The sequence below is a fragment of the Azospirillum sp. B510 genome (assembly GCF_000010725.1).
Classification (GTDB): domain Bacteria; phylum Pseudomonadota; class Alphaproteobacteria; order Azospirillales; family Azospirillaceae; genus Azospirillum; species Azospirillum lipoferum_B.
This window is the reverse complement of sequence record NC_013857.1, coordinates 527,755-553,353: the sequence shown is the minus strand read 5'-3', so window position 1 is coordinate 553,353 and position 25,599 is coordinate 527,755. Positions and strand designations below refer to the sequence as shown.

The 25,599-nt window shown below is 67.2% G+C and carries 17 protein-coding genes and 1 pseudogene; 9 read left to right on the top strand and 9 right to left on the bottom strand.

Annotated features, from left to right (window positions below; translation table 11 throughout):
• Nucleotides 1–436 precede the first annotated feature (436 nt).
• The 5 genes from nifJ to AZL_RS26885 all read left to right on the top strand — a co-directional run bounded on the left by nifJ (nt 437) and on the right by AZL_RS26885 (nt 8,947).
• Entirely contained in the window at nt 437–3,955 is a 3,519-nt protein-coding gene (gene nifJ, locus AZL_RS26905; RefSeq protein WP_012977558.1) for a pyruvate:ferredoxin (flavodoxin) oxidoreductase, read from the top strand.
• A 314-nt stretch (nt 3,956–4,269) separates the two neighbouring features.
• Nucleotides 4,270–5,790 carry a tagaturonate reductase gene (locus tag AZL_RS26900; RefSeq protein WP_012977557.1) on the top strand — a complete coding sequence of 507 codons (1,521 nt, stop codon included), beginning with the start codon at nt 4,270–4,272 and terminating at the stop codon, nt 5,788–5,790.
• Between the two features lie 82 nt (nt 5,791–5,872).
• Entirely contained in the window at nt 5,873–6,190 is a 318-nt protein-coding gene (locus tag AZL_RS26895) for a hypothetical protein (RefSeq protein WP_042445728.1), read from the top strand.
• A gap of 34 nt (nt 6,191–6,224) precedes the next feature.
• Nucleotides 6,225–7,289, top strand: coding sequence for a LacI family DNA-binding transcriptional regulator (locus AZL_RS26890; protein WP_012977556.1), 1,065 nt, complete (start codon nt 6,225–6,227; stop codon nt 7,287–7,289).
• Between the two features lie 134 nt (nt 7,290–7,423).
• Complete coding sequence (locus tag AZL_RS26885) at nt 7,424–8,947, top strand: FAD-binding oxidoreductase (protein WP_042445725.1); 1,524 nt, start codon at nt 7,424–7,426, stop codon at nt 8,945–8,947.
• A gap of 30 nt (nt 8,948–8,977) precedes the next feature.
• On the opposite strand, the gene AZL_RS26880 is transcribed toward AZL_RS26885, so the two are convergent.
• Nucleotides 8,978–9,871, bottom strand: coding sequence for a LysR family transcriptional regulator (locus AZL_RS26880; RefSeq protein ID WP_012977554.1), 894 nt, complete (start codon nt 9,869–9,871; stop codon nt 8,978–8,980).
• A 138-nt stretch (nt 9,872–10,009) separates the two neighbouring features.
• On the opposite strand from AZL_RS26880, the gene AZL_RS26875 reads away from it, so the two are divergent.
• On the top strand, nt 10,010–11,551 hold the full coding sequence (locus tag AZL_RS26875) for an MFS transporter (RefSeq protein WP_012977553.1): 1,542 nt from the start codon (nt 10,010–10,012) through the stop codon (nt 11,549–11,551).
• Between the two features lie 317 nt (nt 11,552–11,868).
• Here AZL_RS26875 and AZL_RS37715 read toward each other — a convergent pair whose 3' ends face one another.
• The 4 genes and pseudogenes from AZL_RS37715 to pflB all read right to left on the bottom strand — a co-directional run bounded on the left by AZL_RS37715 (nt 11,869) and on the right by pflB (nt 17,702).
• Nucleotides 11,869–12,801 (bottom strand): autotransporter domain-containing protein, encoded by a 933-nt coding sequence (locus AZL_RS37715; RefSeq protein WP_371304256.1) that lies wholly within the window; start codon nt 12,799–12,801, stop codon nt 11,869–11,871.
• An 84-nt stretch (nt 12,802–12,885) separates the two neighbouring features.
• Nucleotides 12,886–14,394: pseudogene (locus AZL_RS37710) on the bottom strand (esterase-like activity of phytase family protein); the annotation flags it as partial.
• 122 nt (nt 14,395–14,516) lie between these two features.
• The gene (gene pflA, locus AZL_RS26865) at nt 14,517–15,290 is read right to left on the bottom strand and encodes a pyruvate formate-lyase-activating protein (RefSeq protein ID WP_042445723.1); all 774 of its coding nucleotides are present in this window, start codon (nt 15,288–15,290) and stop codon (nt 14,517–14,519) included.
• A 126-nt stretch (nt 15,291–15,416) separates the two neighbouring features.
• Nucleotides 15,417–17,702: a formate C-acetyltransferase gene (gene pflB / locus AZL_RS26860; protein WP_012977550.1), complete on the bottom strand. Its 2,286-nt coding sequence runs from the start codon at nt 17,700–17,702 to the stop codon at nt 15,417–15,419.
• A 383-nt stretch (nt 17,703–18,085) separates the two neighbouring features.
• Here pflB and AZL_RS26855 point away from each other — a divergent pair, with 383 nt between their 5' ends.
• Complete coding sequence (locus AZL_RS26855; RefSeq protein WP_012977549.1) at nt 18,086–18,964, top strand: MurR/RpiR family transcriptional regulator; 879 nt, start codon at nt 18,086–18,088, stop codon at nt 18,962–18,964.
• Between the two features lie 55 nt (nt 18,965–19,019).
• Here AZL_RS26855 and AZL_RS35880 read toward each other — a convergent pair whose 3' ends face one another.
• Complete coding sequence (locus tag AZL_RS35880) at nt 19,020–19,409, bottom strand: hypothetical protein (protein WP_247894475.1); 390 nt, start codon at nt 19,407–19,409, stop codon at nt 19,020–19,022.
• A gap of 195 nt (nt 19,410–19,604) precedes the next feature.
• Between AZL_RS35880 and rraA the strand changes: the two genes are divergently transcribed.
• On the top strand, nt 19,605–20,117 hold the full coding sequence (rraA, locus tag AZL_RS35875; RefSeq protein ID WP_042445721.1) for a ribonuclease E activity regulator RraA: 513 nt from the start codon (nt 19,605–19,607) through the stop codon (nt 20,115–20,117).
• A 208-nt stretch (nt 20,118–20,325) separates the two neighbouring features.
• Entirely contained in the window at nt 20,326–22,917 is a 2,592-nt protein-coding gene (gene acnB, locus AZL_RS26840; RefSeq protein ID WP_012977547.1) for a bifunctional aconitate hydratase 2/2-methylisocitrate dehydratase, read from the top strand.
• A gap of 105 nt (nt 22,918–23,022) precedes the next feature.
• On the opposite strand, the gene AZL_RS26835 is transcribed toward acnB, so the two are convergent.
• Genes AZL_RS26835 through AZL_RS26825 form a run of 3 tightly spaced genes read right to left on the bottom strand, consistent with a single transcriptional unit; the run spans nt 23,023 to nt 25,480 of the window.
• Entirely contained in the window at nt 23,023–23,679 is a 657-nt protein-coding gene (locus AZL_RS26835) for a 2-dehydro-3-deoxy-6-phosphogalactonate aldolase (protein WP_012977546.1), read from the bottom strand.
• A complete protein-coding gene (locus tag AZL_RS26830) occupies nt 23,676–24,692 on the bottom strand; it encodes a 2-dehydro-3-deoxygalactonokinase (RefSeq protein WP_012977545.1) in 1,017 nt (338 codons plus the stop codon). Before AZL_RS26830 ends, AZL_RS26835 begins: the two co-directional genes overlap by 4 nt.
• Complete coding sequence (locus tag AZL_RS26825) at nt 24,677–25,480, bottom strand: IclR family transcriptional regulator (protein WP_148219659.1); 804 nt, start codon at nt 25,478–25,480, stop codon at nt 24,677–24,679. The genes AZL_RS26830 and AZL_RS26825 overlap by 16 nt, the downstream gene beginning before the upstream one ends.
• Nucleotides 25,481–25,599 lie beyond the last annotated feature (119 nt).

Genomic DNA, 25,599 nt, shown 5'->3' with positions numbered 1-25,599 from the left:
GGGCGTGGATGATAAATGACTTGGATCAATGGTCTATGCAGCGCTGCGACGGGCACGGATGCGGGCCTCGGCGAGGGGGCGGCGCCCGACGCCGCGGCAAGGCTTTGATCTGTCCATGCTGCGGTGCGACAAATTGAGGCCTTCCTTGCAAAAGTGATATATCAGATCTTTGTGCGATGCAGGACGGCGTCGCTCTGGAAATTCCGCATCGGACTGATGCGCGTCAATGTGTCCGCCCCGTTCCGGATGGACCATTTCCCCTGGCGGATCGCCGTTTCCTGACACCTTTGCCGCCGGCTCCGCCGAACCCGCAGCCGGCATCCGTCAGCCCAGACGCCCCATGGAGACGACGTCGCCACCGAAAAAGGATTGTTCCGGCATGACCCAAAGCTCGCCCATCACCGCATCGACCCGGCGCACTCCCGCCACCCGCATCATGGACGGCAACGAGGCGGCCGCCTCGGTGGCCTACCGTGCCAGCGACGTGATCGCGATCTACCCGATCACGCCATCCTCGCCGATGGGGGAATTCGCCGACGAATGGTCGGCGGCGCGCCGTCCCAACCTGTGGGGTGGCGTGCCGCAGGTGGTGGAGATGCAGTCGGAAGGCGGTGCGGCCGGTGCGGTCCATGGCGCGCTTCAGGCGGGTGCGCTGGCGACGACCTTCACCGCGTCGCAGGGGCTGCTGCTGATGATCCCCAACATGTACAAGATCGCCGGAGAGCTGACGCCCTTCTGCATGCATGTGGCGGCCCGCACGCTGGCGACCCACGCCCTGTCGATCTTCGGCGACCATTCCGACGTGATGGCCTGCCGCCAGACCGGCTTCGCCCTGCTGGCCTCGGCCAATGTGCAGGAGGCGCACGACATGGCGCTGGTCGCCCATGCCGCCACCCTGCGGGCGCGGGTGCCCTTCCTGCATTTCTTCGACGGCTTCCGCACCTCGCACGAGTTCAACCGGGTCGAGGCGCTGGACGACGAGGCTCTGCGCGCCCTGATCGAGGATGCCAGCGTCGATGCCCACCGCCGCCGCGGCCTGAGCCCGGACCATCCCGTCATCCGTGGCACGGCGCAGAATCCCGACGTCTTCTTCCAGGCCCGCGAGGCCGCCAATCCCTGGTACGACGCCTGCCCGGCCATCGTGCAGGACATGATGGACCGGCTCGCCGCCCGCACCGGCCGCGCCTATCGCCTGTTCGACTATCACGGCCATCCGCAGGCCGAGCGGGTGGTGGTGGTCATGGGATCCGGGGCGGAGACCTGCGACGGGGCGGTGGACCGGCTGCTGGCGGCGGGCGAGCGGGTGGGCTGCCTGACCGTCCGCCTGTTCCGCCCCTTCGCCATCGCCGACTTCGTTTCGACGCTGCCGCCGACGGTGCGGCGCATCGCCGTGCTCGACCGCACCAAGGAGCCGGGGGCGGTCGCCGATCCGCTCTATCTCGATGTCGTCGCCGCCCTGGCCGAGGCGCGGGCTGTCGAGATGTCCGCCATCGACCCGATGGTGATCGCCGGCCGTTACGGCCTGTCGTCGAAGGAATTCACTCCCGCTATGGCGAAGGCGGTGTTCGACGAGCTGGACCGTGCGCGGCCGAAGCGCCGCTTCACCGTCGGCATTACCGACGACGTCACCCATCAGTCGATTCCCTGGGATGCCGCCTGGGGCATGGAGGAGCCCGGCGTGTCGCGCGCCGTCTTCTTCGGTCTCGGCGCCGACGGCACGGTCGGGGCGAACAAGAACTCGCTGAAGATCATCCAGGCGCGCAACGGCGGCCATGCCCAGGCCTATTTCGTCTATGACAGCCGCAAGTCCGGTTCGACCACGGTGTCGCATCTGCGCTTTTCCGAGTCGCCGATCCGCGCCCCCTATCTGATCGGGCAGGCGCAGTTCGTCGCCTGCCACCATCTGCCGCTGATGGAGCGGGTGGAGGTGGTGGAGATGGCGGCGCCCGGCGCCACCGTGCTGCTGAACGCTCCCGGCACGCCGCGACAGGTGTGGGACGCCCTGCCGGCGGAGGTGCAGCGCCTGTGCATAGACCGCCGGCTGTCGCTGCACGCCATCGATGCCGGCGCCGTCGCGCGGGAGGCCGGTCTCGGCCGCCGCGTCAACACCATCATGCAGACCTGCTTCTTCGCCCTCTCCGGCGTGCTGCCGCTGGACGACGCCATCGCCGACATCAAGGCGGCCATCGTGAAGACCTATGCCCGCCGGGGCGAGGCGGTGGTGAACCGCAACATCGCCGCCGTCGATCAGGCTCTGGCCCATCTGCACCCTGTCCCGGTGCCGGACCATGTCACCGCCGACCATGACCGTCCGGCCCCGGTGCCGGAGACCGCGCCCGACTTCGTCAAGCGCGTTACCGCCATGATGATCGCCGGCCATGGCGACCGGCTGCCGGTGTCCGCCTTCCCGGTCGACGGCACCTGGCCGACCGGCACCTCGAAATATGAGCACCGCAGCATCGCGGCGGAGGCCCCGGGCTGGAACGCCGACCTCTGCATCGAATGCAACAAATGCGTGCTGGTCTGTCCGCATGCCGCCATCCGCGCCACCGTGGTGCCGGAGTCGGCGCTGGCCGGGGCGCCCGCCGGCTTCGAGACCATTCCCTACAAGGGCCGCGAGTTCCCCGGCGGCCGCTACCGCCTTCAGGCCTCGCCGGCCGATTGCACCGGCTGCACGTTGTGCGTCGCCGCCTGCCCGGCGCAGGACAAGGGAGGGTCGGGCCGCAAGGCGCTGGAGATGCGTCCGGTTCAGGCGCTGGCCGGCCAGCAGGAGGCCTTCGACTTCTTCCGCACCCTGCCGGCCATCCCGCGCGAGTCGGTGCCGGCCACCGTCAAGCACACCCAGCTTCTCGAACCGCTGTTCGAATTCTCCGGCGCCTGCGCCGGTTGTGGCGAGACGCCCTACATCAAGATGCTGACCCAGCTGTTCGGCGACCGCATGGTCATGGCGAACGCCACCGGCTGCTCGTCGATCTATGGCGGCAATCTGCCGACCACGCCCTACACCACCGATGCCAGCGGCCACGGCCCGGCCTGGGCCAACTCGCTGTTCGAGGACAATGCCGAGTTCGGCCTCGGCCTGCGCGTCGCCATCGACCAGATGGCCGAGCAGGCGCGCGACACGCTGGCCCTGCTGTCGGCCCGGCTCGAACCCGGTCTGGTGACGGGTCTGCTGGAGGCCGACCAGCATGACGCCGCCGGCATCGCCGCGCAGCGTGCCCGTGTCGCCGCATTGAGGACGCAGCTCGCCCCGCTGACGGATCCGCTGGCCCGCCGGCTGGAACAGCTGGCCGACTATCTGGTCCGCAAATGCGTCTGGATCGTCGGCGGCGACGGCTGGGCCTATGACATCGGCTATGGTGGGCTTGACCATGCGCTGGCGTCGGGGCGCGACATCAACATCCTGGTGATGGATACGGAGGTCTATTCCAATACCGGCGGCCAGCAATCCAAGGCGACCCCGATCGGCGCCTCGGCCAAATTCGCCACCGCCGGCCGCTCGGCGGCCAAGAAGGATCTCGGGCTGATGGCGATGGCCTATGACCATGTCTATGTCGCCCGCACCGCCTTCGGCGCCCGCGACAGCCACACGCTGAACGCGCTGATGGAGGCGGATGCCTATCGCGGTCCGTCGCTGGTGCTGGCCTACAGCCATTGCGTCGCCCATGGTTATGAGCTGTCGCACGGGCTGGAGCATCAGAAGCAGGCGGTGGACAGCGGCCACTGGTCGCTCTATCGCCGCGACCCGCGCCGGCTCGCCGCCGGCGAGACCGCCCTGCAACTGGACAGTGGCGCCCCGTCCACCGGCCTTGCCTCCTTCATGGCCGGCGAGTCGCGCTTCAGCGCGGTCGAGCGCAGCAACCCCGAGCGCTACCATGCCCTGCTCGACGAGGCGGAGGCGGAGATCCGCCGCAAGCGCCACCTGTTCGAGCATATGGCGGGGTTCAAGGAGTAGTCGTCGCGATTGCCCCCTCCCTGACCCTCCCCCACCCTCGGCCGGCCGAAGGCCGGTCCGATCGTGGGAGAGGGAACTGCCGCCGCTGAACGATTCGGTTCACACCGACACGCATTCCGCCCCCTCTCCCGCGAAAAGCGGGGAGGGACGGGCAGGGATGGGGAGGGGGCAAACGGCACGACCACCACCCCAACCAATCTGCCGCACCCGTTTCCCCTTGCCGCTTCAATTAATATATTAGTATATTTAACCCATCGCCCGCGCCTTCCCATGGCGCCGGCCTCCGCCTTCAGTTCCCGTAAGGATGCCCAGTCATGCGTTCCCTGACCCGTGACCAGCTTGCCGGTGGCGCGTTCGACGCCGCTCACACCGACGGCGCTCCGACCCTGCCCGTGACCATCCTCCAGGTGGGCGACGGCAATTTCCTGCGCGGCTTCGTCGATTGGATGGTCGATGTCGCCAACGGGCAGGGGCTGACCAAAGCCGGCGTCGCCATCGCCCAGCCGCTGGACCAGGGCATCGCCCCGTTGCTGAAGGCGCAGGACAACCTCTACACCGTCCTGCTGCGCGGCATCGAGAACGGGCGGGAGGTCGAATCCCGCCGCGTCGTCTCCTGCGTGTCGGAAGCGCTCAATCCCTATGCCGACTGGGCGCGGATGGTCGAGCTGGCCTGTTCCCCGGCGCTGCGCTTCTTCGTCTCCAACACCACCGAGGCCGGCATCGCCGACCGCGAGGAGGCCTATGCCCCCGGCGCCTGCCCGGACAGCTTTCCGGCCAAGGTCGCGGCCCTGCTGCATGCCCGTTACAAGGCGCTGGGCGGCACGGCCGACAGCGGCCTGGTCTTCCTGCCCTGCGAACTGATCGAGGCCAACGGCAGCAATCTGAAGCGCATCGTCCTGGCCCATGCCGGGCGCGGGGGCCTGGAGGCCGGATTCGCCGACTGGGTCGAGACGCACAACCATTTCCTCAACACGCTGGTCGACCGCATCGTCCCCGGCTATCCGCGCGACGAGGCCGCCGCCCTCTCCGCCCAATGGGGCTATGAGGACAAGCTGGCCGTCGCCGCCGAGCCCTTCCATGTCTGGGTGATCGAGGGTCCGGCCCATCTGGCCGACGAGTTGCCGCTGCACAAGGCCGGGCTCAACGTGGTGTGGACCGACGACCTCCAGCCCTACCGTACCCGCAAGGTCCGCATCCTGAACGGCGCCCACACCGCCAGCGCCCTGGCCGCCTATTGCGCCGGGCTCGACACCGTCAAGTCGATGATGGACGACCCGACCGTCTCCGCCTACCTGAACAAAGTGATGTTCGAGGAGATCGTCCCCTATGTTCCGCTGCCCGAGGCGGAGCGGCAGGATTACGCCCGCACCATCATGGAGAGGTTCGGCAACCCCTATATCCGGCATGAACTGATCTCGATCACGTTGAACTCGGTGTCGAAATGGCAGGTGCGCGTCCTGCCCAGCCTGAAGGACGCGGTGGCCCGCGACGGCGCGGCGCCCGCCGGCCTGTCCTTCTCGCTGGCGGCCCTGCTGCGCTTCTACCGTGGCAATCTCGCCGATGGCGTCTATACCGGCATGCGCGAGGCGGGGTCCTACCCGATCAGCGACAATGCCGAGGTGATCGCCGCCATGGCCGCCGCCTGGGCCGCCAATCCCACCGATACCAAGGCGCTGGTGGCTGCGGTGCTGTCCGACGCCCGGCTGTGGAAGGAGGATCTGGGCGCCATCCCCGGCCTCGCCGCGCGGGTGGCCGACAGCCTCGCCGCCATCGAGGCCAAGGGCATGAAGGCGGCCATGGCGGATCTGGTTGGGGCGGAACCGGTCGCCGGCTGATCCGGCGGCCTTGACCCACCCGGTCGCCTTGGCAATGAGACGGGGGCGCGCCCATCGGGGCCGCCTCCGCAGGTATGGAACGATGACACCCCTTCTGAGCCGGCGCATCGCCGAACTGGAACTCGACGCCGCGGTGCTGCGCCATCGTCTTCTGCATATCCCGCTGGCGATGCAAGAGGATTGCAACCTGCGGGCAAGCCATAGGATCATCGGCCGCGAGGCGCTGAACCTGTTCCGGGCCGTCCGGCAGGAGACGCGCGACAGCGACGACGGGACCGAGTGCGACGAGGCGCTCAGCCGGATCGAGGCCGCCTATCAGCTTGTCCATGAAGCGATAGCGGCCCTGGCTGGTCTGAGCCTTTGCGACCCGGCTCCCGCCGATACGCCGACGCGGCACTGAGCGGCCGCCTCTTGACGCGTGAGGAGGACCGACGATGCAGACGACCGAAACCAGGAAGCGGGCACGCCGCGGCACCCAGCGGGTGACGATGACCGACGTGGCGACCGCCGCCGACGTGTCGCCCAGCACCGTCTCACTCTATCTCCGCCGGCCGGAGGCGGTGTCGCGCCATCTTGCCGAACGCATCGCCCGGGTGATCGACGAGATGGGCTATGTGCCCAATCTGGTCGCCGGCAGCCTCGCCGCCGCCCGCAGCCGCACCGTCGGCGTCATCCTGCCGTCCATCCTCAATTCCTTCTTCGCCGAGACCTACAACACGTTGCAGGGCATGTTCCAGGCGGCGCATTACCAGACCCTGCTGGGCGTCAGCGAATTCAGCCCGGAGGAGGAGGAGGGGCTGATCCGCGCCTTCCTCGCCTGGTCGCCGGCGGCGATGGTGGTGACCGGGTTCCACCACACCGAACGGACCCGCGCCATGCTGGCCTCCTGCGGCGTGCCGGTGGTGGAGATGTGGGACATGCCCGGCCATCCCGGCGAGGCGGTCGGCATCAGCGTCGGATTCTCGCATTTCGAGGTCGGCCGCATGCAGACCAGCCATCTCTATGACCAGGGCAGCCGCAAGGTCGCCTATATCGGCGCCGCCGCCCACCAGGATTTGCGCGTGCGCAGCCGCACCGACGGCTATGACGCCGAGGTGATGCGGCGCGGCCTGCACGATCCCATCGACTTCACCGTTCCCGACGCCGCCACCACCGAGGTCGGCCGCTGGCTGATCGACGAGATCCTGACCCGTCATCCCGACATCGACGGGGTGGTCTGCTCCAACGACGCGCTGGCGCTGGGCGTGCTGTTCGAGGTCACCCGTCGCGACCTGCGCGTTCCGGAGGATCTGGCGGTGGTCGGATTCGGCGATCTGCCCTTCAGCAACTCCTGCCCCCCGCCGCTGACCACCGTCCGTCCGCCGCAGCGGGAGATCGGCCGCCTCAGCGCCAAGCAGATCCTGGCGGCGCTGGACGGTGTCCGCGTCACCCAGAAGCACCACAATCTCGACTGCGAACTGGTGATCCGTGGCAGCACCCGGCCGGTGGTGAAGGGGTAGGGGAGGTTTCATTCCCCAAAACGGGAATGGGCGGAGCCTGCACCGCTTCCGCAAGCATGGTTGACGGAATTTTGTTATCATTAAGATAATGAGTTCCGAAAAACACAACCATGATACGCAGGGTGGACAGGCTCATGGCGCTCGGACTGCACGCTTCCCGCCGCAATTTCCTTGTCGGTGCCGGCCGTTTCGCCGGGGCGGCCGCCGCGGTTCGGCTGATGCCGGGCTCCGCCCTCGCGCTGGAGACGGGTGCGGCCTATTGCCCACCGCTCTCGGCCTGGTCCGATCTGGCGAAGCTGGTGAAGGGCGGCGTGCTGCGGCCCGAGGATCCCTTCTTCGCCGATGTCTGCCGGCCGAACAACCTGCGCTATGGCGCCACCCTGCCGGCCGGCATCGCCCGTTGCACGACGCCCCAGGACGTCCAGGCCTGCATCAAATGGGTGAAGGAGCAGGCGATGCCCTTCGCCGTGCGGTCCGGCGGACACAACTACGCCGGCTTTTCCACCACGCCCGGTCTGCTGATCGACATGACGTTGATGGCGGGGGCGGAACCGGTGACGGGGTCGGACGGGCTGGTGACGGTGCAGGGCGGCACGCTCAACTCGCTGGTCTATAAGCAGATGGAACGGCTGGGCCGCACCATCACCCATGGACGCTGCGATTCGGTCGGCGCCGCCGGCTTCCTGCTCGGTGGCGGCATCGGCTTCAACATGCGCAAGTTCGGCATGGCGTCGGACCTGCTGCGGGCGACGGAGCTGGTGACGGCCGATGGCAGCCACGTCAAGGCCGATGGCAATACCGAGTCGGCCCTCTATTGGGCCTGCCGTGGCGGCGCCGGCGGGAACTTCGGCATCAACACCTCCTTCACCCTGCAAACCCATCCGGTGGAGCCGGTGACGGTTTTCGATCTGGTCTGGACCAAGGATATGCCGAAGGTCCTGAAACTGTTGCTGACCGAGCTGGCGTCGGCACCCGACGGGTTCGGCAGCAAGATCAACGTCACCATCCCCAGCTGGCAGCAGCGCTGCGCCAACGTGCCGCTCAAGCTGTCGATCCTCGGCCAGCTGCACAAATCCGACAAGACGCTTAAGGAGATCTTCCAATCGACCTGGGAGCTGATCGACTGGAGCAAGTCGGAAGTTAAGGAAAATGTGCCCTACTGGGAGGGCCAGGATTTCCTGACCGAGACCACCTTCCCCTATTACTATCAGGAGAAATCCAGCTACATGACGGCGGCGAACATCGGCGACGACGCCATCGCCGCGATGTTCGATTGGGCGGCGAGGATGCCCGCCACCTCGATGCCGGTGGCTTTCAAGTTCTTCCAGGTCGGTGGCGCCATCAACAAGGTCGGGCCGACCGACACCGCCTATGTCCATCGCGGCTATGACTGGCTGTTCTCCGTCGAGGCCAACTGGTGGCGGCCGACCGATTCGGTCCTGCTGGTCGAGCAGGCGCTGGAGTGGCAGCAGCGCTTCTATGACGACGTCAACCGCCGGACCAGGGCGGCGGGGGCCTTCCAGAATTTTCCCGACCCGTCGCTGGCCGACTGGCAGCAGGCCTATTACGGCGAGAATCTCGCCCGGCTCGCCCAGGTGAAGAAGGCGGTCGATCCGGCCATGCTGTTCACCTTCGCCCAGGCGATCCGCCCGGCCTGATCCCGTCGGGGTGGCATGGCCCTTTCCTTTTCAGTTGGAACGGAAAAGTGTGTCCGCCATGTGGTCGATGAACGTGCGCAGGCGGGGTGACACGAGCCGGTTGGACGGCCATAGAATGCTGAACTGTCCCTGATCGACCAGATGGGCATCGAGTACGGTGTGGAGCCGGCCGGCGTCCACATCGTCCCGCGCCAGGAAATCCGGCATGTAGGCGATGCCCAAACCGGCGGTCGCCGCTCCCCGCAATGCCTCCATGTTGTTGCAGGTCAGGGGCGACGGACGGCGGAAGGGATCGACCCCGGCCGCGTCCCGGAACCGCCACGCCTGGATCTTGCCCGAGGTGGGAAAGCGGAACCGGAGGCAGTCATGCTTCTCCAACTCGTGAAGATGTCGTGGGATACCCTTCCGCTCCAGATAGGACGGGGAGGCGCAGAGGACGAAGCGGAACGGCCCGAGCCGGCGCGACATCAGGCTTGAATCCGTCAGGGGACCGCTGCGGATCACCGCATCCAAACCCTCCTCGACAACATCGATCAGACGATCGTTGAAGTCGATGTCGAGTTCTATGTCGGGGTAAAGACGACGGAATTCGGGGATGACCGGCAGAAGGAAATGATAGCCGATCGTCGGCACGCTCACCCGCAGCCTGCCGCGCGGGATGCCAGTCGCATTCGACAACATCGTTTCGGCGTCGCGAAGATCATCGAGAATACGACGGCACCGCTCATGGAAGGCTGCGCCCTCCTCCGTCAGCGAAACACGCCTCGTCGTGCGATGAAACAGCCGGGTGCCGGCGCTCTCCTCCAGCTTCGCGATGCTCTTGCCGACGGCTGAGGCGGAGATTCCAAGTTTGCGGCCGGCGGCCACGAAGCTCAGATCTTCCGCTGCCTGCACGAAGGCGATGAGGCTGCTCAAGCTGTCCATCCCATCATATTAAAGAATTCAATTCCGCAATCAATGGAGTTTCTGGCCGTTTATCGCGATTGCGCTCCGCGATAGGTCTGTCTGGCGGCTGCATCAGTGTCTGCGTCGCGCTCCCAACCCAGCGATGGAGACCCTTATATGTCGACTGTCTCGGCTGAAACCCCAACCAACAGGATGTGGGTCCTGATGGCGGTCTGCCTGGCCGCGCTGGCCCTGCCGCTCGGCTTCGCCGGCGGAGCGGTCGCCACGCCGGCGATCGGCGGTGATCTTGGTGGCGGCCCTGCCGCGCTGAATTGGATCACCAACGCATTCATGCTGACATTCGGCAGCTCGCTCATGGCCGCGGGAGCCCTGGCCGATCAGTTCGGCCGCAAGCGGCTTTTCATGATGGGCATCGTCGCATTCGTAAGCCTCTCTCTGGCTTTGAGCCTGGCTCCGTCGATCCTCGTTCTTGATCTCCTCCGTGCCGGGCAAGGCTTCGCGGCGGCGGCGGCGCTCGCGCAGGAGTTCGAAGGCCGGGCGCGGACCTGGGCCTTCAGCCTGCTCGGCACGACGTTCGGTGTCGGGTTGGCCTTCGGCCCCCTTCTGGCCGGCGTCCTGATCGCGGCCTTCGGCTGGCGGGCGATATTCCTGTCGGGAACGATCATCGGCCTGCTCGCGCTGCTCCTGACCGCCAGGAGGATGCGGGAAAGCCGGGATCCCGACGCGGTTGGCCTCGATCATGCCGGCGCGCTCGTCTTTACGGCGATGCTGGGGCTTTTCACCTATGGCGTGATCGAGGCCCCCGAGATCGGCTGGAACAGCCCGATCGTGGTGGCGTCGCTGGCTGGTTCGGCTGCGATGCTTGCCGCCTTAATCCTCGTCGAAACGCGATCAAAGAGCCCAATGCTCGACCTGTCGCTTTTCCGTTATCCCCGCTTTGTCGGCGTGCAGATTCTGCCGGTCGCCACCTGTTATTGCTACGTCGTTCTTCTCGTCCTGCTGCCGTTGCGCTTCATCGGGGTGGCCGGGCTTGGCGAGGTCGACGCCGGGCTGCTGCTCGTCGCCTTGTCCGCCCCGATGCTGGTCGTGCCTCTCGCGGCATCGTACCTTGTCCGCTGGCTTCCGGCCGGCCTTCTTTCCGCTGCCGGCCTGTTGGTGGCGGCGATCGGACTGTTCTGGCTCGGCCGCGTCGATCCCGCGTCTGGCGGAATCGACGTGATCCTGCCGATGCTCGTTATCGGCATCGGCACCGGCCTGCCGTGGGGGCTCATGGACGGGCTTTCCGTCAGCGTCGTGCCCAAGGAGCGTGCCGGCATGGCGACCGGGATTTTCAGCACGACACGCGTGGCGGGAGAGGGCGTCGCGCTGGCAATCGTGCATGCCGTCCTCGCCGCCCTTGCGAAGGCCCGGTTGGCCGCCGCGATTCCGCGGTACGAACAGGATGCATCGCAAGCCGCTCAAAGACTCGCGATAGGCGATGTCCGGGGAGCATCGGAAATCCTGCCCAACCTGACGCAATCGGATATCCACGAGAGCTATGCGGTCGCCTTCCGGCATTTGAGCATGATGCTCGTCGCCATCACATTGCTGTCGGCCCTTGTTGTCCTCGTCCTCCTTGGCCGCCGCGGTTCGCAAACCGAAAATGCCAACGAGGGGCGTTGTTCCGACCGCGAGCCGGCGAGGAGAGCCGAAGTCTGACATCCCGGATTTGTTCACCCGACGGTGAGCGCCCAGGGTTTGCGCGGCATGTTCGTCGTCGCGGCGTCTTCGAACGTTCCTCGTGCCGTGAATGGCCTGACGTCCGGTTATTCCGGAGCCTGTCGGATGCCTGTTGAGGCATCCGACAGGCTCCGGGCCTTGTGCTTTTGCGTGTGACCGGTGGTCCAGGCGTTTCCACCGGAACCGATCACACTCTAGAGTCTGCCTGGTGCTTACTGAGGCACCAGACAGACTCTAAGTATTTGATTTTCCGTGTGATTCGCGTTTCAAGTGATACCGCTTGAAACGATCGCACTCTAGAACCGGTAGCCGACCGAGGTGAAGACGCTGTGGTCGCGGTTGTCGTGGCCGAACTTGCCATCATAGCCGACTTGCCAGGCCACGGCGCCGCTCAGCAGCGTGACGCCGGCACCGGCCCTCAATCCGCTCCACTCGGGCGTGCCGAAGGTCCGGGTCACCGTTCCCAGGCTGCTGGTGGTGCGGTTGGCGAGGGTGGCGCCCAGCGTCTCGGCCCCGCGCACGCGGTTCCATTCGTAGCTGAGCCGGGCCTGCGGGATGATCGCCGCACTCTCGGTCTCGAAGCGGTGGGCGGCCTGGCCGCCGAATTCCCAGCTCCAGCCGCGCTGGGTCTGGCTCGGCAGGATGCCGTTCAGGTGGATCGCCTCGGTTTCCGTATAGCCGTCGATGGTGGCGCGGGTGTAGCGCGCCGCCGCGACCGGGCCGAACGACCAAGCCCCCTCGCCGAGATCATAGCCGCCATCGACGCCGACCGACCAGCTGCGCCCCTTGGTCTCGCCGCGGGCGGTCAGGCCGTAGGCGCCGGTGTTGCGGGCGATCTTGTCGTAATCGTCGAAGGAGTAGGTGCCCGACAGGCTGCCGAAGACCTTGCCGTAGCTGCCGGCGACATAGGGGCTGATCGAGGCGGAGCGCACCTTGGCGCTGCCGGTGTCGCCGAAGGACAGGCTGTTGCGGGCGGCGCCGACCGCGAAACCGGCGACGATGTTCTCGGTGATGCGGATGTCGGCGCCGACCTGCCCGTTGCGCGAGTCCGTGTCGGCACCGGCCGCCATGCCGGTGTCGTCGGCGCGGTTGAAGCCGAGCTGTCCGCCGACCCATCCGTTGATCACTGGGCCGCCGGTTGCCGGATCGCCTCCGCCTTCGCCGGAGCCGCCCAGGAAGCGCAGGCCGCTCAGATGGCTGCGGACCGAGCGCGACGCCGAATCGGCCATCGCCACCGATGCGTTGCCGAGGCCGCGTGCCAGCGGCAGGGCGGTCTGACGCAGCGATTCGATGGCGAGCGGATCGACATAGGTCGGCAGGGTCAGCCGGTAGACCAGCAGCATGGTGTCGACATTGGCCCCGGCGTCATAGGGGGCGCCGACCTGAAAGCCGTTGCGGGTCAGGAAGTCGTTGTCGTTGCCGACGAACAGGAAGAAATCGTCCGGCCGGGCGGCGTCGAGCGCCGGCAGCAGCCCCATCGCCTCCCATTTTTCCGACAGCAGATTGACGTCCTGGGCGCCGCCATTGTGCAGCCCGAACTTCGCCAGCTGGCCGTTGTTGTTGATGCTGAGGAACTGGGTGTAGGACACCGGCGTCACCGACGCCACCAGATTGCCGCCGGGGGCGACCGGGGTCGTGCCCTCATAGACGGAGCCGACCAGATTGGTGGCGTTCGACACATCGACGATGTCGATGCTGCGGTAGAGCGAGTTGGTGCCGCTCAGCCCCTGGCCGTTGTTGCTGTCGCGCGAAAGGACGAGGAACTGCTTGTCGTTCAGCGCCAGCATCTCGCTCTGGGCCGCCACCAGCGTGTTGTTTCCCGAGCGGAAGGTGGGGAGCGGCACGACATAATGCCCGACCAGCGCCGGGCTGTCCGGGTTGGCGGACACGTCATAGATCAGCAGGCGGGTGTTGCGCCGGGTGGCGCTGCTGCCGCCGGTACCGCCGTCCTGGCGGGTGGCGCTTTGCAGCAGCGTCGCCAGCTTGGTCTTGTCCGGCGTCAGCGACAGGCCTTCGAGCCCCTGGTTGTTCTGCCGGCCGGTGACAGGGTCGGCCGGGGTGGGCGCCGGCTGGCCGGCGGCCGGGTTGTTGGACGAGAAATCGAGCCCGCCGTTGCGCACCGGCAGCAGCGCCGGCGGCGGCTGCACCGCCGAGATCATCCGGCCGGCGGCCGAGAAATGGTAGATGTAGGGGCCGTATTCGTCGCTGATGTAGAAGCTGCCGTCGGCAAGCCGGGCGATGCCCTCGGTGTCGAGGCTGATCTTGCCGTTGGCGGCCTGCGGCAGGGCCGGCAGTCCGTTCGCGGCCGCGCGCACGCCGGTGCGCGGCTGCGGGTCCATGCCGGTGGTGACGGTGCCGTTCGCCTCCGTCAGCAGGGTGGTGTCGATCAGGCTCAGTCCGATCTGCGACTGCTGCCCGCCGCCGGCGGCCAGTGCCGCGCTGCCGTAATAGGGCGTCAGCGACAGGGCCAGCGTGTTGAAGCGCGGGCGGTAGTCCGTGGTGCCGGTGACGTTGTAGCCGCGGTCGGGCAGGGCGAACATGATGCCGCTGTAGCTGTCGCCGCTGCGCCGCCAGGAACTGGCGTCGAAGGTCAGCCCCGACATCGAGCCGAAGGTTTCGCCATACTTGTCGCGGGTGGCGGCGCCGATCCGGCCGACACCGACCAGCCCCTGGTTGACGAAGCTGGAGCCGCCGACCGTCACGCTGTCCACGGTCTGGGCGGAGGCGACCCCCATCGCGGCCCCGCAGGTGGACAGGACGAGAGAGGCGAGGCCGGTCGCGGACAGCAACGCTGTCCTGAACCGCTCCACGCGGCGTATCATCTGCATTGATTAAGAGCCCCCCAGTTTGAAACCCGAGCGAATTCCAAAGGGGTTATCTGGCGCAGGAGCGTGACGGCGTCGTGTCGCCTTGATGACGCGCCGATGACGTTTTCGGAGAGAGATCAGTCGGCCCGCAGGCCCTTCGCCTGGAACTGCCCCCGCACCCGTTCCACCAGGTCGCGCGACGGCGGTTCGGTATCGGTCAGCATGTATTTGCGGCCGAGCGACTTCCATTTATGCTCGCCCATCTTGTGGAAGGGCAGCACATCGACCCGGTCGACCACGCCGAGTCCGGCGACGAAGTCGGCCAGACCGTCGATCTCGGCGGCATCGTCGGTCAGGCCGGGGACCAGCACATAGCGCAGCCAGATGCGCTTGTTCAGCCCGGCCAGCCGCTCGGCGAATTCCAGGGTGGGGCGCAGCGGAACGCCGGTCAGGGGGCGATAGGTCTTTTCCGAAAAGGCCTTGATGTCGAGCAGGACGAGGTCGACATCCTCCAGCAGCAGATCGTCGGCATGGTTGCCGAGGAAGCCGGAGGTGTCGAGTGCGGTGTGCAGGCCCAGCGCCTTCGCCCCGCGCAGGATGGCGGCGGTGAATTCGGGCTGCACCAGCGGCTCGCCGCCGCTCAGGGTCAGCCCGCCATGGGCGCGCTTGAGGAATTCGGCATAGAGCGCGATGTCCTCGAGGATCTCGGTCGAGGTCGTCCGCGTCCCGTCATGCATGTGCTGGGTGTCGGGATTGTGGCAGTAGAGGCAGCGCAGCGGGCAACCCGACATGAACAGGACATAGCGGATTCCCGGCCCGTCCACGGTGCCGCCGGTCTCGACCGAATGGATCCAGCCGGAAACCGGCCCCAAGCCATGGGGGGGGCGGGGCGGGGGGTAGGCGTTCGTCATCGCAAAGCGTCCGTTTGAAAATCTGTCGTCCACAGGGGACCGCATCCCGGATTCGCCACCCCCGCCGGCAAGGCGGGGATGACGGATCGGAGTTTCTGGCCGTTGGACGAACTGTCCGGACGGTCCTCAGTGCTTGTCGTGGAACGTCCGGCTGATGACGTCGAGCTGCTGCTCGCGCGTCAGCTTGATGAAGTTCACGGCATAGCCGGACACCCGGATGGTCAGCTGCGGATACAGCTCCGGATGGTCCATGGCGTGCAGCAGCGTCTCGCGGTCGAAGACGTTGACGTTGATGTGGTGGCCGCCCTGGGCGGCATAGCCGTCCAGCATGCCGACCAGATTGCTGACACGCTCGTCCTCGGTGCGGCCGAGAGCGCCGGGAACGATGGTGAAGGTGTAGCTGATGCCGTCCTGCGCGTGGGCGTAGGGCAGCTTGGCCACGCTGGCCATCGACGCGATGGCGCCCTTCTTGTCCCGCCCGTGCATCGGGTTGGCACCCGGCGCGAAGGGCTGACCGGCCTTGCGGCCGTCCGGCGTGTTGCCGGTCTTCTTGCCATAGACCACGTTGGAGGTGATCGTCAGCACCGACTGGGTCGGCATGGCGTTCCGGTAGGGCTTCTGCTTGCGCAGCGCCGTCATGAAGCGCTCGACCGCCCAGATGGCGATGTCGTCGACCCGCGCGTCGTTGTTGCCGAAGGCCGGATAGTCGCCCTCGATCTCGAAATCGGTGGCGAGGCCCTTGGCGTCGCGGATGACCTTCACCTTGGCGTGCTTGATCGCCGACAGGCTGTCCGCCACCACGCTGAGGCCGGCGATGCCGCAAGCCATGGTGCGCAGGATGTCGCGGTCGTGGAGCGCCATCTCCATCCGCTCATACATGTACTTGTCATGCATGTAGTGGATGGCGTTCAGCGCGTTCATGTAGACCTTGGCCAGCCATTCCATCATCGGCTCGAACCGGGCCATGACCTCGTCATAGTCCAGCACGTCGCCGGTGATCGGGGCGAAGGCCGGGCCGACCTGTTCGCCCGAAACCTCGTCCTTGCCGCCGTTGATGGCGTACATCAGCGTCTTGGCCAGATTGGCGCGGGCGCCGAAGAACTGCATCTGCTTGCCGATGCGCATGGCCGAGACGCAGCAGGCGATGCCGTAATCGTCGCCCCAATAGCCGCGCATCAGGTCGTCGTTCTCGTACTGGACCGAGCAGGTCTTGATCGAGGTGTCGGCGCAGAAGCGCTTGAAGCCTTCCGGCAGCTTCTCCGACCACAGGACCGTCAGGTTCGGTTCCGGCGCCGGACCCAGGTTGTGCAGGGTCTGCAGCATGCGGAAGTTGGTTTTGCTGACCAGCGTCCGGCCGTCCAGCCCCATGCCGCCCAGGCATTCCGTCACCCAGGTCGGGTCGCCTGAGAACAGCTGGTCGTATTCCGGCGTGCGCAGGAAGCGGACCAGCCGCAGCTTCATGACGAAATGGTCGATCATCTCCTGGGCCTCGGCCTCGGTGATGACGCCGTCGCGCAGATCGCGGTCGATGTAGATGTCGAGGAAGCTGGACACGCGGCCCAGCGACATCGCGGCGCCGTTGGCTTCCTTCACCGCCGCCAGATAGCCGAGATAGGTCCACTGCACCGCCTCGCGGCCGGTGGCGGCCGGGCGCTTGACGTCGAAGCCGTAGGAGGCGGCCATCTGGACCAGCTCCTTCAGCGCCTTGATCTGCTCGGAGATCTCCTCGCGCAGGCGCAGGACATCCTCGTCGATCCGGCTGACCTCCAGCGAGGCGAGCTGAGCCTTCTTGTCCTTGATCAGGAAATCGGCGCCGTAGAGCGCCAGCCGGCGATAGTCGCCGATGATGCGGCCGCGGCCATAGGCGTCGGGCAGGCCGGTGATGACACCGGACTTGCGGCAGCGCAGCATCTCGGGCGTGTAGACATCGAACACGCCGTCATTGTGCGTCTTGCGCAGGGCCGGGAACACCTCCTCCAGCTTCGGCGACGGCTTGAAGCCGTAGGCTTCCAGCCCGGTCTTGACCATGCGCCAGCCGCCGAACGGCATGATCGCGCGCTTCAGCGGCTTGTCGGTCTGCAGGCCGACGATGACCTCCAGCTCGCGGTCGATGTAGCCGGCGCCGTGCGAGGTGATGGAGGCGAAGATTTCGGTGTCGGCATCCAGAACGCCGCCCTTCGCGGCGCGTTCCTGCTTCAGAAGGTCGGTGACCTTGGCGAACAGCGCGGTGGTGCGGGCGGTGGGACCGGCGACGAAGCCCGCGTCGCCTTCGTAAGCACGCAGGTTGCGCTGGATGAAATCGCGGACGTCGACCGAGCGGCGCCAGACGCCCGGAGCGAAACCGCGCCAGGGGTCGGCGGCGGACTGCTGCTCCGTAGCCTGGGCAAGTCCGTCCATCAGCAGGGTGTCCATGATGACTCCTCAGAGATTTAGCCGTCGGCGCGGGTCAAGGGCCGTGTCGGCGGTCTCGTGGTGCCCGCAAATCTGCGGGACGAATGAAAGCATAGGCGCAAAAGGCGCCGGTTTCGTTGATGCACGTCAGATCTTCAGACCGGGCGCCGCGCCGGCGATGCCGGGGTTTGCGCCCGCTCTGTAGTTTTACTACATACTCCCCGACGGGCTTCCGGACAAGGCGCCGACGCCCGGCATTTTGTCGCAGGGCAAGGCGCAGGCTATTGGAAATCCTTGGAAAGAGAGCTTCCGGGCCGCGACGGAATCGGTCGTTCGCAGCGCTGTATATGTAGCTTTGCTACATGTGCTAGGCTGCCTCACAATCAGAAGGGAGAGCCCCCCACATGCTGGCGAGAATCGCCGCCGTCCGCGACCAGATCCGGCCTTCCGAACGAAAGCTGGCCGATTACGCGATGGCCCATCCGGGTGATGTCATCAACCTGTCCATGGCCGAATTGGCCGACCGCGTCGGGGTCAGCGAGCCTACGGTGGCGCGCTTCTGTTCGGCGCTGGGTTGCCGCGGCTTTCGCGAATTCAAGATCAAGCTGGCGCAGGATATCGCCGGCGGCATGCCCTTCCTGCACCAGGATCTATCGGTCGGCGGGGAGCAGGATGCCGATGGCGGGGGCGCGGGGGGCGTGCCGGGCGCGGTGCTGGCCGGCAAGCTGTTCGACCGCACCATCGCCACGCTGATGCAGGTGCGCAACAACCTGCCGGCCGAGGCGGTGGACCGCGCCGCCGACGTGCTCGCCGCGGCGCGGCGGATCGAGTTCTACGGCTCCGGCAATTCCGGCACGGTGGCGGAGGACATCCAGCGCAAGTTCTTCCGGCTGGGCATGCCGACGGTCGCCTACACCGACTCCCATGTCTATTTCGCCTCCGCCCTCACCCTGTCGAAGGGCGACGCGGTGGTCGCGGTGTCCAGCACCGGCCGCACCCGCGACATACTCGATGCGGTGCAGAACGCCCGCAAGGCCGGCGCCGACGTGGTCGCCTTGACCCGCTCGGGCTCGCCGCTGGCCGAGATGGCGACGGTCAGCCTCGTCGCCGACGTCGCCGACGATTTCGACATCCATTCGCCGATGACCGTCCGCATCGCCCATCTGGTGCTGGGCGATATCCTGTCCATCGCCGTGGCCCTGCGCATGGGCGACACCTTGCAGGAGCGGCTGAAGCGCCACGACCGCGCCGTAGACGCCCATGTTTCGGAGGAGCGGGGATAGTTAAGACAGGTCAGAGATTCTTGCGGGACGCCATGCGGCGTGTCCCCGTCCCCCCTCAGTGCGCACCCGGCAGCTTCGCCCCTTCGCGGGCGTAGACCTGGATCGGGCGGCAATCCCCGTCGAGCGAGACCACCAGCGCGCCCGGCTGGTCCTTCAGATAAATCCAGGCGTCCCAGCGGATGATCGCATCGCGGAACGGGTCGCGATAGATGCCGTAGTTCGCCCCCCGGATGTTGCCGGCCTGGAGGCGTATCCCGGTCAGCACCGCCGCGGTCTGCGGGTTGCAGTCGTTGGACACGTTGCTGTCCAGCGCGCCCAGCACCGCCGGGTCCGGCTGCGCCACCGGCGGCGGCGAAATGCTGGAGGCGCAGGCCGAGACCAGAAGGGACAGCGCACCGCCGGCCGCAACGGCCGCGATGTTCGGTATTTTCATGGTGGACACCATCTGTTTTCATCCGTGCCGCCGCTCATATGGGCCCCCGACGAGGCGTCGGCCACCGCAACTTCGGCAACCCTCCTGCGTCATGTTCGCCGAGCGGCGGGCCTCTCGATGCAAGGGGCCTTGCCTCCGGTCTGTCTTTGGCGCAAGAGAAAACGCGAGAAAATCCCTGCGCCGTTCACGTTGCGGAGTCCATTCGCCATGACGACCGATCAGACCGCCACCCCCGCTTTCGTGTCCACCTGCGACCTGTTCGACCGCTTCAAGGACGACGCCCGCTATGTTCTGCCCGGCTTCCGCGACTTCGGGGCGGTCACCCGCTTCACCGGCCCGGTCGTCACCGTCAAATGCCTGGAGGACAATTCCCGCGTGAAGGAACTGCTGGGCACCCCCGGCGCCGGCCGGGTCCTGGTGGTGGACGGTGCCGGCAGCCTGCGCTGCGCCCTGATGGGCGACATGATCGCCGCGTCGGCCGTCAGGAATGGCTGGGTCGGGGTGGTGATCTGGGGTTGCGTCCGCGACGTGGCGGAACTGGCGACGCTGCCGCTCGGCATCAAGGCGCTGGCATCGATCCCGCGCGCCTCGACCCGCCGCGACCAGGGGCTGGTCGATGTGCCGGTCGAACTGCCCGGTGCGGTGATCCGCTCCGGCGACATCCTGTTCGCCGACGAGGACGGCATCGTCCTGCTGACGGCCGAGCAGGCTGCCGCCTGAAGTAAAGCAGGGGCGCCGAAGTGGTCATACCAAGCGCCGGTAATACCAGTGCAGAAAGAATGGCTGCTTCGTCCTGTCCGCTTCACGTAAGCGGGGCGCCCCCCTTGCACTTTCATTTAAGCAGGCATATAAACTCGACCTGAGTTCAAGCGGGCCGTCTCACGGTTCCCATCCAAGGGCCGGCCTTTCATTTATGAGGAACCCTGCCGTGCTCGAAGCCTACCGCCAGCACGCGGCCGAACGTGCCGCCCTCGGAATCCCGGCCCTGCCCCTCACCGCGAAGCAGACGTCCGAGCTGATCGATCTGCTGAAGGCGCCGCCGGCGGGGGAGGAGCCCTTCCTCCTCGACCTGATCACCCACCGGGTTCCGGCCGGCGTCGATGACGCCGCCCGCGTCAAGGCCGGCTTCCTGGCCGCCGTCGCCAAGGGCGTCGACAGCTCGCCGCTGATCTCCAAGGTCAAGGCCACCGAACTGCTGGGCACCATGCTCGGCGGCTTCAACGTCCAGCCGCTGATCGACCTGCTGGCGGACGCCGAATGCGGCACCGCCGCGGCGGAAGGGCTGAAGAAGACCCTGCTGGTCTTCGACTTCTTCCACGACATCAAGGAACTGGCCGACCAGGGCAACGCCAACGCCAAGGCGGTGTTGCAGTCCTGGGCCGATGCCGAGTGGTTCACCTCGCGTCCGGAAGTCCCGGCCTCGCTGACGCTGACCGTCTTCAAGGTGTCGGGCGAGACCAACACCGACGACCTGTCGCCGGCCCCCGACGCCTGGAGCCGTCCGGACATCCCGCTGCACGCGCTGGCCATGCTGAAGAACCCGCGTCCGGGCATCGAGGCCGACGAGCCGGGCCAGCGCGGCCCGACCAAGCAGTTGGAAGCGCTGAAGCAGAAGGGCAACCTGATCGCCTATGTCGGCGACGTGGTCGGCACCGGCTCCTCGCGCAAGTCCGCCACCAACTCGGTGCTGTGGTTCACCGGCGAGGACATCCCCTTCGTCCCGAACAAGCGCTTCGGCGGCGTCTGCCTCGGCACCAAGATCGCCCCGATCTTCTACAATACCATGGAAGACGCCGGCGCTCTCCCCATCGAGTTGGACGTCAACAAGATGGAGATGGGCGACGTCATCGAGCTGCGCCCCTATGAGGGCAGGGCCCTGAAGAACGGCGAGGTCATCGCCGAGTTCACCGTCAAGTCCGAAGTGATCTTCGACGAGGTGCGTGCCGGCGGCCGCATCCCGCTGATCATCGGCCGCGGCCTGACCGCGCGGGCCCGCGAGGCGCTGGGCCTGCCGGCCTCCACCCTGTTCCGCCAGCCGGCGGCCCCGGCCGACACCGGCAAGGGCTACAGCCTCGCCCAGAAGATGGTCGGCCGCGCCTGTGGCCTGCCGGAAGGCAAGGGCGTCCGTCCGGGCACCTATTGCGAGCCGAAGATGACCACGGTCGGCTCGCAGGACACCACCGGCCCGATGACCCGCGACGAGCTGAAGGATCTGGCCTGCCTGGGCTTCTCGGCCGATCTGGTGATGCAGTCCTTCTGCCACACCGCCGCTTACCCGAAGCTGGTGGACGTGAAGATGCATCACGAACTGCCGGACTTCATCTCGACCCGTGGCGGCGTCAGCTTGCGTCCGGGTGACGGCGTCATCCATTCCTGGCTGAACCGTCTGCTGCTGCCCGACACCGTCGGCACCGGCGGTGACAGCCACACCCGCTTCCCGATCGGCATCAGCTTCCCGGCCGGTTCCGGTCTGGTCGCCTTCGCCGCCGCCACCGGCGTGATGCCGCTGGACATGCCGGAATCGGTGCTGGTCCGCTTCAAGGGCACGATGCAGCCGGGCGTCACCCTGCGTGACCTCGTCAACGCCATCCCGCTCTACGCGATCAAGGCCGGTCTGCTGACGGTCGAAAAGAAGGGCAAGAAGAACATCTTCTCCGGCCGCATCCTGGAGATCGAAGGTCTGCCGGACCTGAAGGTCGAGCAGGCGTTCGAATTGACCGACGCCTCGGCCGAGCGGTCGGCGGCGGGCTGCACCGTGCTCCTGAACAAGGAGCCGATCATCGAATACATGACCTCCAACATCACGCTGATGAAGTGGATGATCGCCAACGGGTATGCCGACGCGCGCACCCTGGAGCGCCGCATCAAGGCGATGGAGGCCTGGATTGCCGATCCGCAGCTGCTGAAGCCCGATGTCGACGCCGAGTATGCGGCGGTGATCGAGATCGATCTGGCCGACATCAAGGAGCCGATCTTGGCCTGCCCGAACGATCCGGACGACGTGAAGACGCTGTCGGAGGTCGCCGGCGACAAGATCGACGAGGTGTTCATCGGCTCCTGCATGACCAACATCGGCCATTTCCGTGCCGCCGGTAAGATCCTGAACGGCAAGTCGGACATCCCGACCCGGCTGTGGATCGCCCCGCCGACGAAGATGGATGCGATGATGCTGACCGAGGAGGGCTATTACGCCACGCTCGGCAAGGCCGGCGCCCGCATGGAGATGCCGGGCTGCTCGCTGTGCATGGGCAACCAGGCGCAGGTCCGCAAGGGCTCGACCGCGGTCTCGACCTCGACCCGCAACTTCCCGAACCGTCTGGGCATCGACACCCGCGTCTATCTGTCCTCGGCCGAACTGGCCGCCGTCGCGGCGTTGCTGGGCAAGATCCCGACCAACGAGGAGTATCTGGCCCAGGTCGGCGTGGTGAATCAGGCTGCCGCCGACATCTACCGCTATATGAACTTCGACCAGATCCCGGCCTTCCAGGAGGTCGCGGACAAGGTCGTCGTCCCGGCCTGATAATGGCCGGCCGAGACCGTCAGTAACGAAAACCCCCGCCGGAGCGATCCGGCGGGGGTTTTCGTTTGGGGGTTCCAAGCCCCGGTCCGGAGCGGAGGCGGCCGGTCAGCCCACCCCGCCAGTTCCGCCTGCCCATGCCTCGGCGAAGCGGGCGGCGCGGGCGGCAACCTCCGTCACTGGCAGGCCGGGGCTGTAGAGGGCGGAGCCCAGGCCGAAACCGGCCGCCCCGGCCGCGCGGTAGGGCTGCATGGTGTCGGGCGTGATGCCGCCGACCGGAAGCAGCCGCACGCTGTGCGGGATCACCGCGCGCAGGGCCTTCACGATCGGCGGGGCGATCTGTTCGGCTGGAAACAGCTTCAGCGCGTCGGCACCGGCGGCCAGCGCGGCGAAGGCCTCGGTCGCGGTGGCGACGCCGGGGACACAGACCATCGAGCGGGACTTGGCGGCCCGGATGACGGCGGTATCGGCATGCGGCATCACCACCAGATCGGCGCCGATGGCGGCGAGCCGGTCGACATTGTCCAGGGCCAGCACCGTTCCGGCCCCGACCAGGGCGTTTTGCGGCAGGGCTTTGCGGATGGTGGCGATGCTCTCGAAAGGCTCCGGCGAATTCAGCGGTACCTCGATCAGCCGGAAGCCGGCATCATAGAGCGCCTTGGCCACGGGTTCGGCCTCCGCCGGGTTCAGGCCGCGCAGGATCGCGACCAGCGGCAGGGCGGCGAAGGCGGCATCGAAACGGGCGGAAAGCGAAAGCTCTGTCATGGTGCGCTCGTCGGGCTGGAGGGCGTGGCTGGAACGGAGGGCAGCAGTCCGGCCGCCGCGGCGAACTGGAACAGGCCGCGCGGCGCGGTGTTGCCGAGCTGGGCGGCGGCGGTGATGCCGAAGGCGGCGAGGCCGCGGCCGTAGCGGCGGCATAGGGTCGGATCGCCGATCAGCAGCAGCGGCGTGCCGGCCGGCATCGCCGCCAGCTGGGCCAGCCCGGATCGCAGCTCGTGCCCGATCAGCAGGCCCGACAGGTAATGGGCCAGCGCCTCCGGCGGCAGGCGCTTGGTCAGGCCCAGCGTGCGGGTGGCGAACATCTGGTGCGGAAGATCGCCCGGCCCGGCGGTTTGAGCGGCCCGGATGCCGATGGCGAAGGCCGTCTCCTCATCCTCCGGCGTGGCGTCGACCCCGGCCGGCATCAGGCGGCCGAGCAGCGAGTTGCTCTTCAGCACGGCGAACAGCTCGCCGGTCATGAAGGTCGAAAAGCCGATGATGCGGCCGTCGGCGATCCGCACCCATTTGGAATGGGTGCCGGGCATGGCGATACAGGCATTGCGGGCCCATCCGGTATTCTCGGCCAGGGCGCCGGCGATCTGAATCTCCTCGCCCCGCATGACGTCCGGGACGCCGCCGGCGGGATCGTGCAGAACGCCAGGCGCGATCAGGAGCCTGCGGCCGGTCGCTGTTTCGGCCTCCACAGCCTGCCTGGCCAGGATATTGGTGTCGGCGGGGGTGGCGACATAGGGAGCCTCGACCCAGCCCTGGGCGCTGCCGACCATGCCGCCGGCCACCACCGGAAGAGAGGGATGGGCGTCGAGCCAATCGCCGCACAGACCGGACAAGGCGGCCTCGAAGCCGGCGGCGCCGGGCTGCGGCAGGGCCTGGATGCCATGCGCGGTCGCCCGCTCCGCCAGGATGCGGGCGGAACCGTCCAGCAGGAAGCCGCGCAAGCTCGAGGTGCCCCAGTCCAGCGCGATCAGCGCGGGGGCGGAAGGATTTACGGTGCTGTCCATCCCAGATCCTTGGAAATTGCCTCCGCCGTCGCGCGGACCAGCGGCCCCAGTGTCGCCATGCGGTCTTCGGGCATGTAGGGGACGGCGCTGGCGACGCTGATCGCCGCCACCACCAGATCGCGGCCGTCGCGCACCGGGGCGGCGACGCAGCGGATGCCCAGCTCGTTCTCTTCCAAATCCATCGCCCAGCCCTGGGCGACGTATCGCGTCAACTGCTCCTCGAAGTCCGGCCAGTCGGCGGGGCGTGGTCGGCCGCCTGCCGGACCGGTCGGGCAGGCCAGGGCGTGGAGCGCCGTCCAGCGGGCCGGCGGCATCCCCAGCATCAGCGCCTTGCCCAGCCCGGTGGAGGCCAGAGGCATGCGCTGTCCGGTGCGGGAGCGCATCTCCAACCCCCGTGTCCCGGAAATCTTGTCGAGATAGAAGACCTCGCCATTCTCCTCGACGCCGAGATGGATGGTGTCGCCGGTCGCCTGGGCCAGCGCCTCGAGATGCGGCCGGGCGACGGCGACCAGCGGGCGCTGCTCCAATGCCTTCACACCGAGCTGGATCAGCTTCGGGCCCAGCAGATAGCCCTTGTAGGGGATGTGGTGAAGATAGCCTTGGGCGACCAGGCTGGCCAGCATGCGGTTGGTCGTGCTGCGCGGGGTGCCGAGGCGGGCGGCGATCCCCTTCACGTCGCACACGCCGGCCGCCACGCAGTCCAGCAGCGCCAAGCCGCGGAGCAAGGTCTGCGTGCCGGCCGCCTGCGGCCTTCCGCCATCAGCCTCCCGTTCTGTCGCCGCTGTCATCGCGCTCGTTGTTTGTTCAGCCAACGTCATATCCGATGATGCTGGCTCGGCGCCGCCAATGTGTCAAATAGAATTGTTAATTCTCAAATAATGGGACATTTGTCGGAGCGGCGAACGGT

What these genes read in the sequence shown, in the direction of transcription:
- AZL_RS37715 (WP_371304256.1), bottom strand. Translation starts at nt 12,801, where the DNA reads ATGGCCGATTCGGCGTCGCGCTCGGTCCGCAGCCATCTGAGCGGCCTG.
- pflA (WP_042445723.1), bottom strand. Translation starts at nt 15,290, where the DNA reads ATGACGAACGCCTACCCCCCGCCCCGCCCCCCCCATGGCTTGGGGCCG.
- AZL_RS26900 (WP_012977557.1), top strand. Translation starts at nt 4,270, where the DNA reads ATGCGTTCCCTGACCCGTGACCAGCTTGCCGGTGGCGCGTTCGACGCC.
- AZL_RS26825 (WP_148219659.1), bottom strand. Translation starts at nt 25,480, where the DNA reads ATGACAGCGGCGACAGAACGGGAGGCTGATGGCGGAAGGCCGCAGGCG.
- AZL_RS26830 (WP_012977545.1), bottom strand. Translation starts at nt 24,692, where the DNA reads ATGGACAGCACCGTAAATCCTTCCGCCCCCGCGCTGATCGCGCTGGAC.
- AZL_RS26880 (WP_012977554.1), bottom strand. Translation starts at nt 9,871, where the DNA reads ATGGACAGCTTGAGCAGCCTCATCGCCTTCGTGCAGGCAGCGGAAGAT.
- AZL_RS26890 (WP_012977556.1), top strand. Translation starts at nt 6,225, where the DNA reads ATGCAGACGACCGAAACCAGGAAGCGGGCACGCCGCGGCACCCAGCGG.
- AZL_RS35880 (WP_247894475.1), bottom strand. Translation starts at nt 19,409, where the DNA reads ATGGTGTCCACCATGAAAATACCGAACATCGCGGCCGTTGCGGCCGGC.
- AZL_RS26855 (WP_012977549.1), top strand. Translation starts at nt 18,086, where the DNA reads ATGCTGGCGAGAATCGCCGCCGTCCGCGACCAGATCCGGCCTTCCGAA.
- AZL_RS26875 (WP_012977553.1), top strand. Translation starts at nt 10,010, where the DNA reads ATGTCGACTGTCTCGGCTGAAACCCCAACCAACAGGATGTGGGTCCTG.
- pflB (WP_012977550.1), bottom strand. Translation starts at nt 17,702, where the DNA reads ATGGACACCCTGCTGATGGACGGACTTGCCCAGGCTACGGAGCAGCAG.
- AZL_RS26895 (WP_042445728.1), top strand. Translation starts at nt 5,873, where the DNA reads ATGACACCCCTTCTGAGCCGGCGCATCGCCGAACTGGAACTCGACGCC.
- AZL_RS26885 (WP_042445725.1), top strand. Translation starts at nt 7,424, where the DNA reads ATGGCGCTCGGACTGCACGCTTCCCGCCGCAATTTCCTTGTCGGTGCC.
- AZL_RS26835 (WP_012977546.1), bottom strand. Translation starts at nt 23,679, where the DNA reads ATGACAGAGCTTTCGCTTTCCGCCCGTTTCGATGCCGCCTTCGCCGCC.
- nifJ (WP_012977558.1), top strand. Translation starts at nt 437, where the DNA reads ATGGACGGCAACGAGGCGGCCGCCTCGGTGGCCTACCGTGCCAGCGAC.
- rraA (WP_042445721.1), top strand. Translation starts at nt 19,605, where the DNA reads ATGACGACCGATCAGACCGCCACCCCCGCTTTCGTGTCCACCTGCGAC.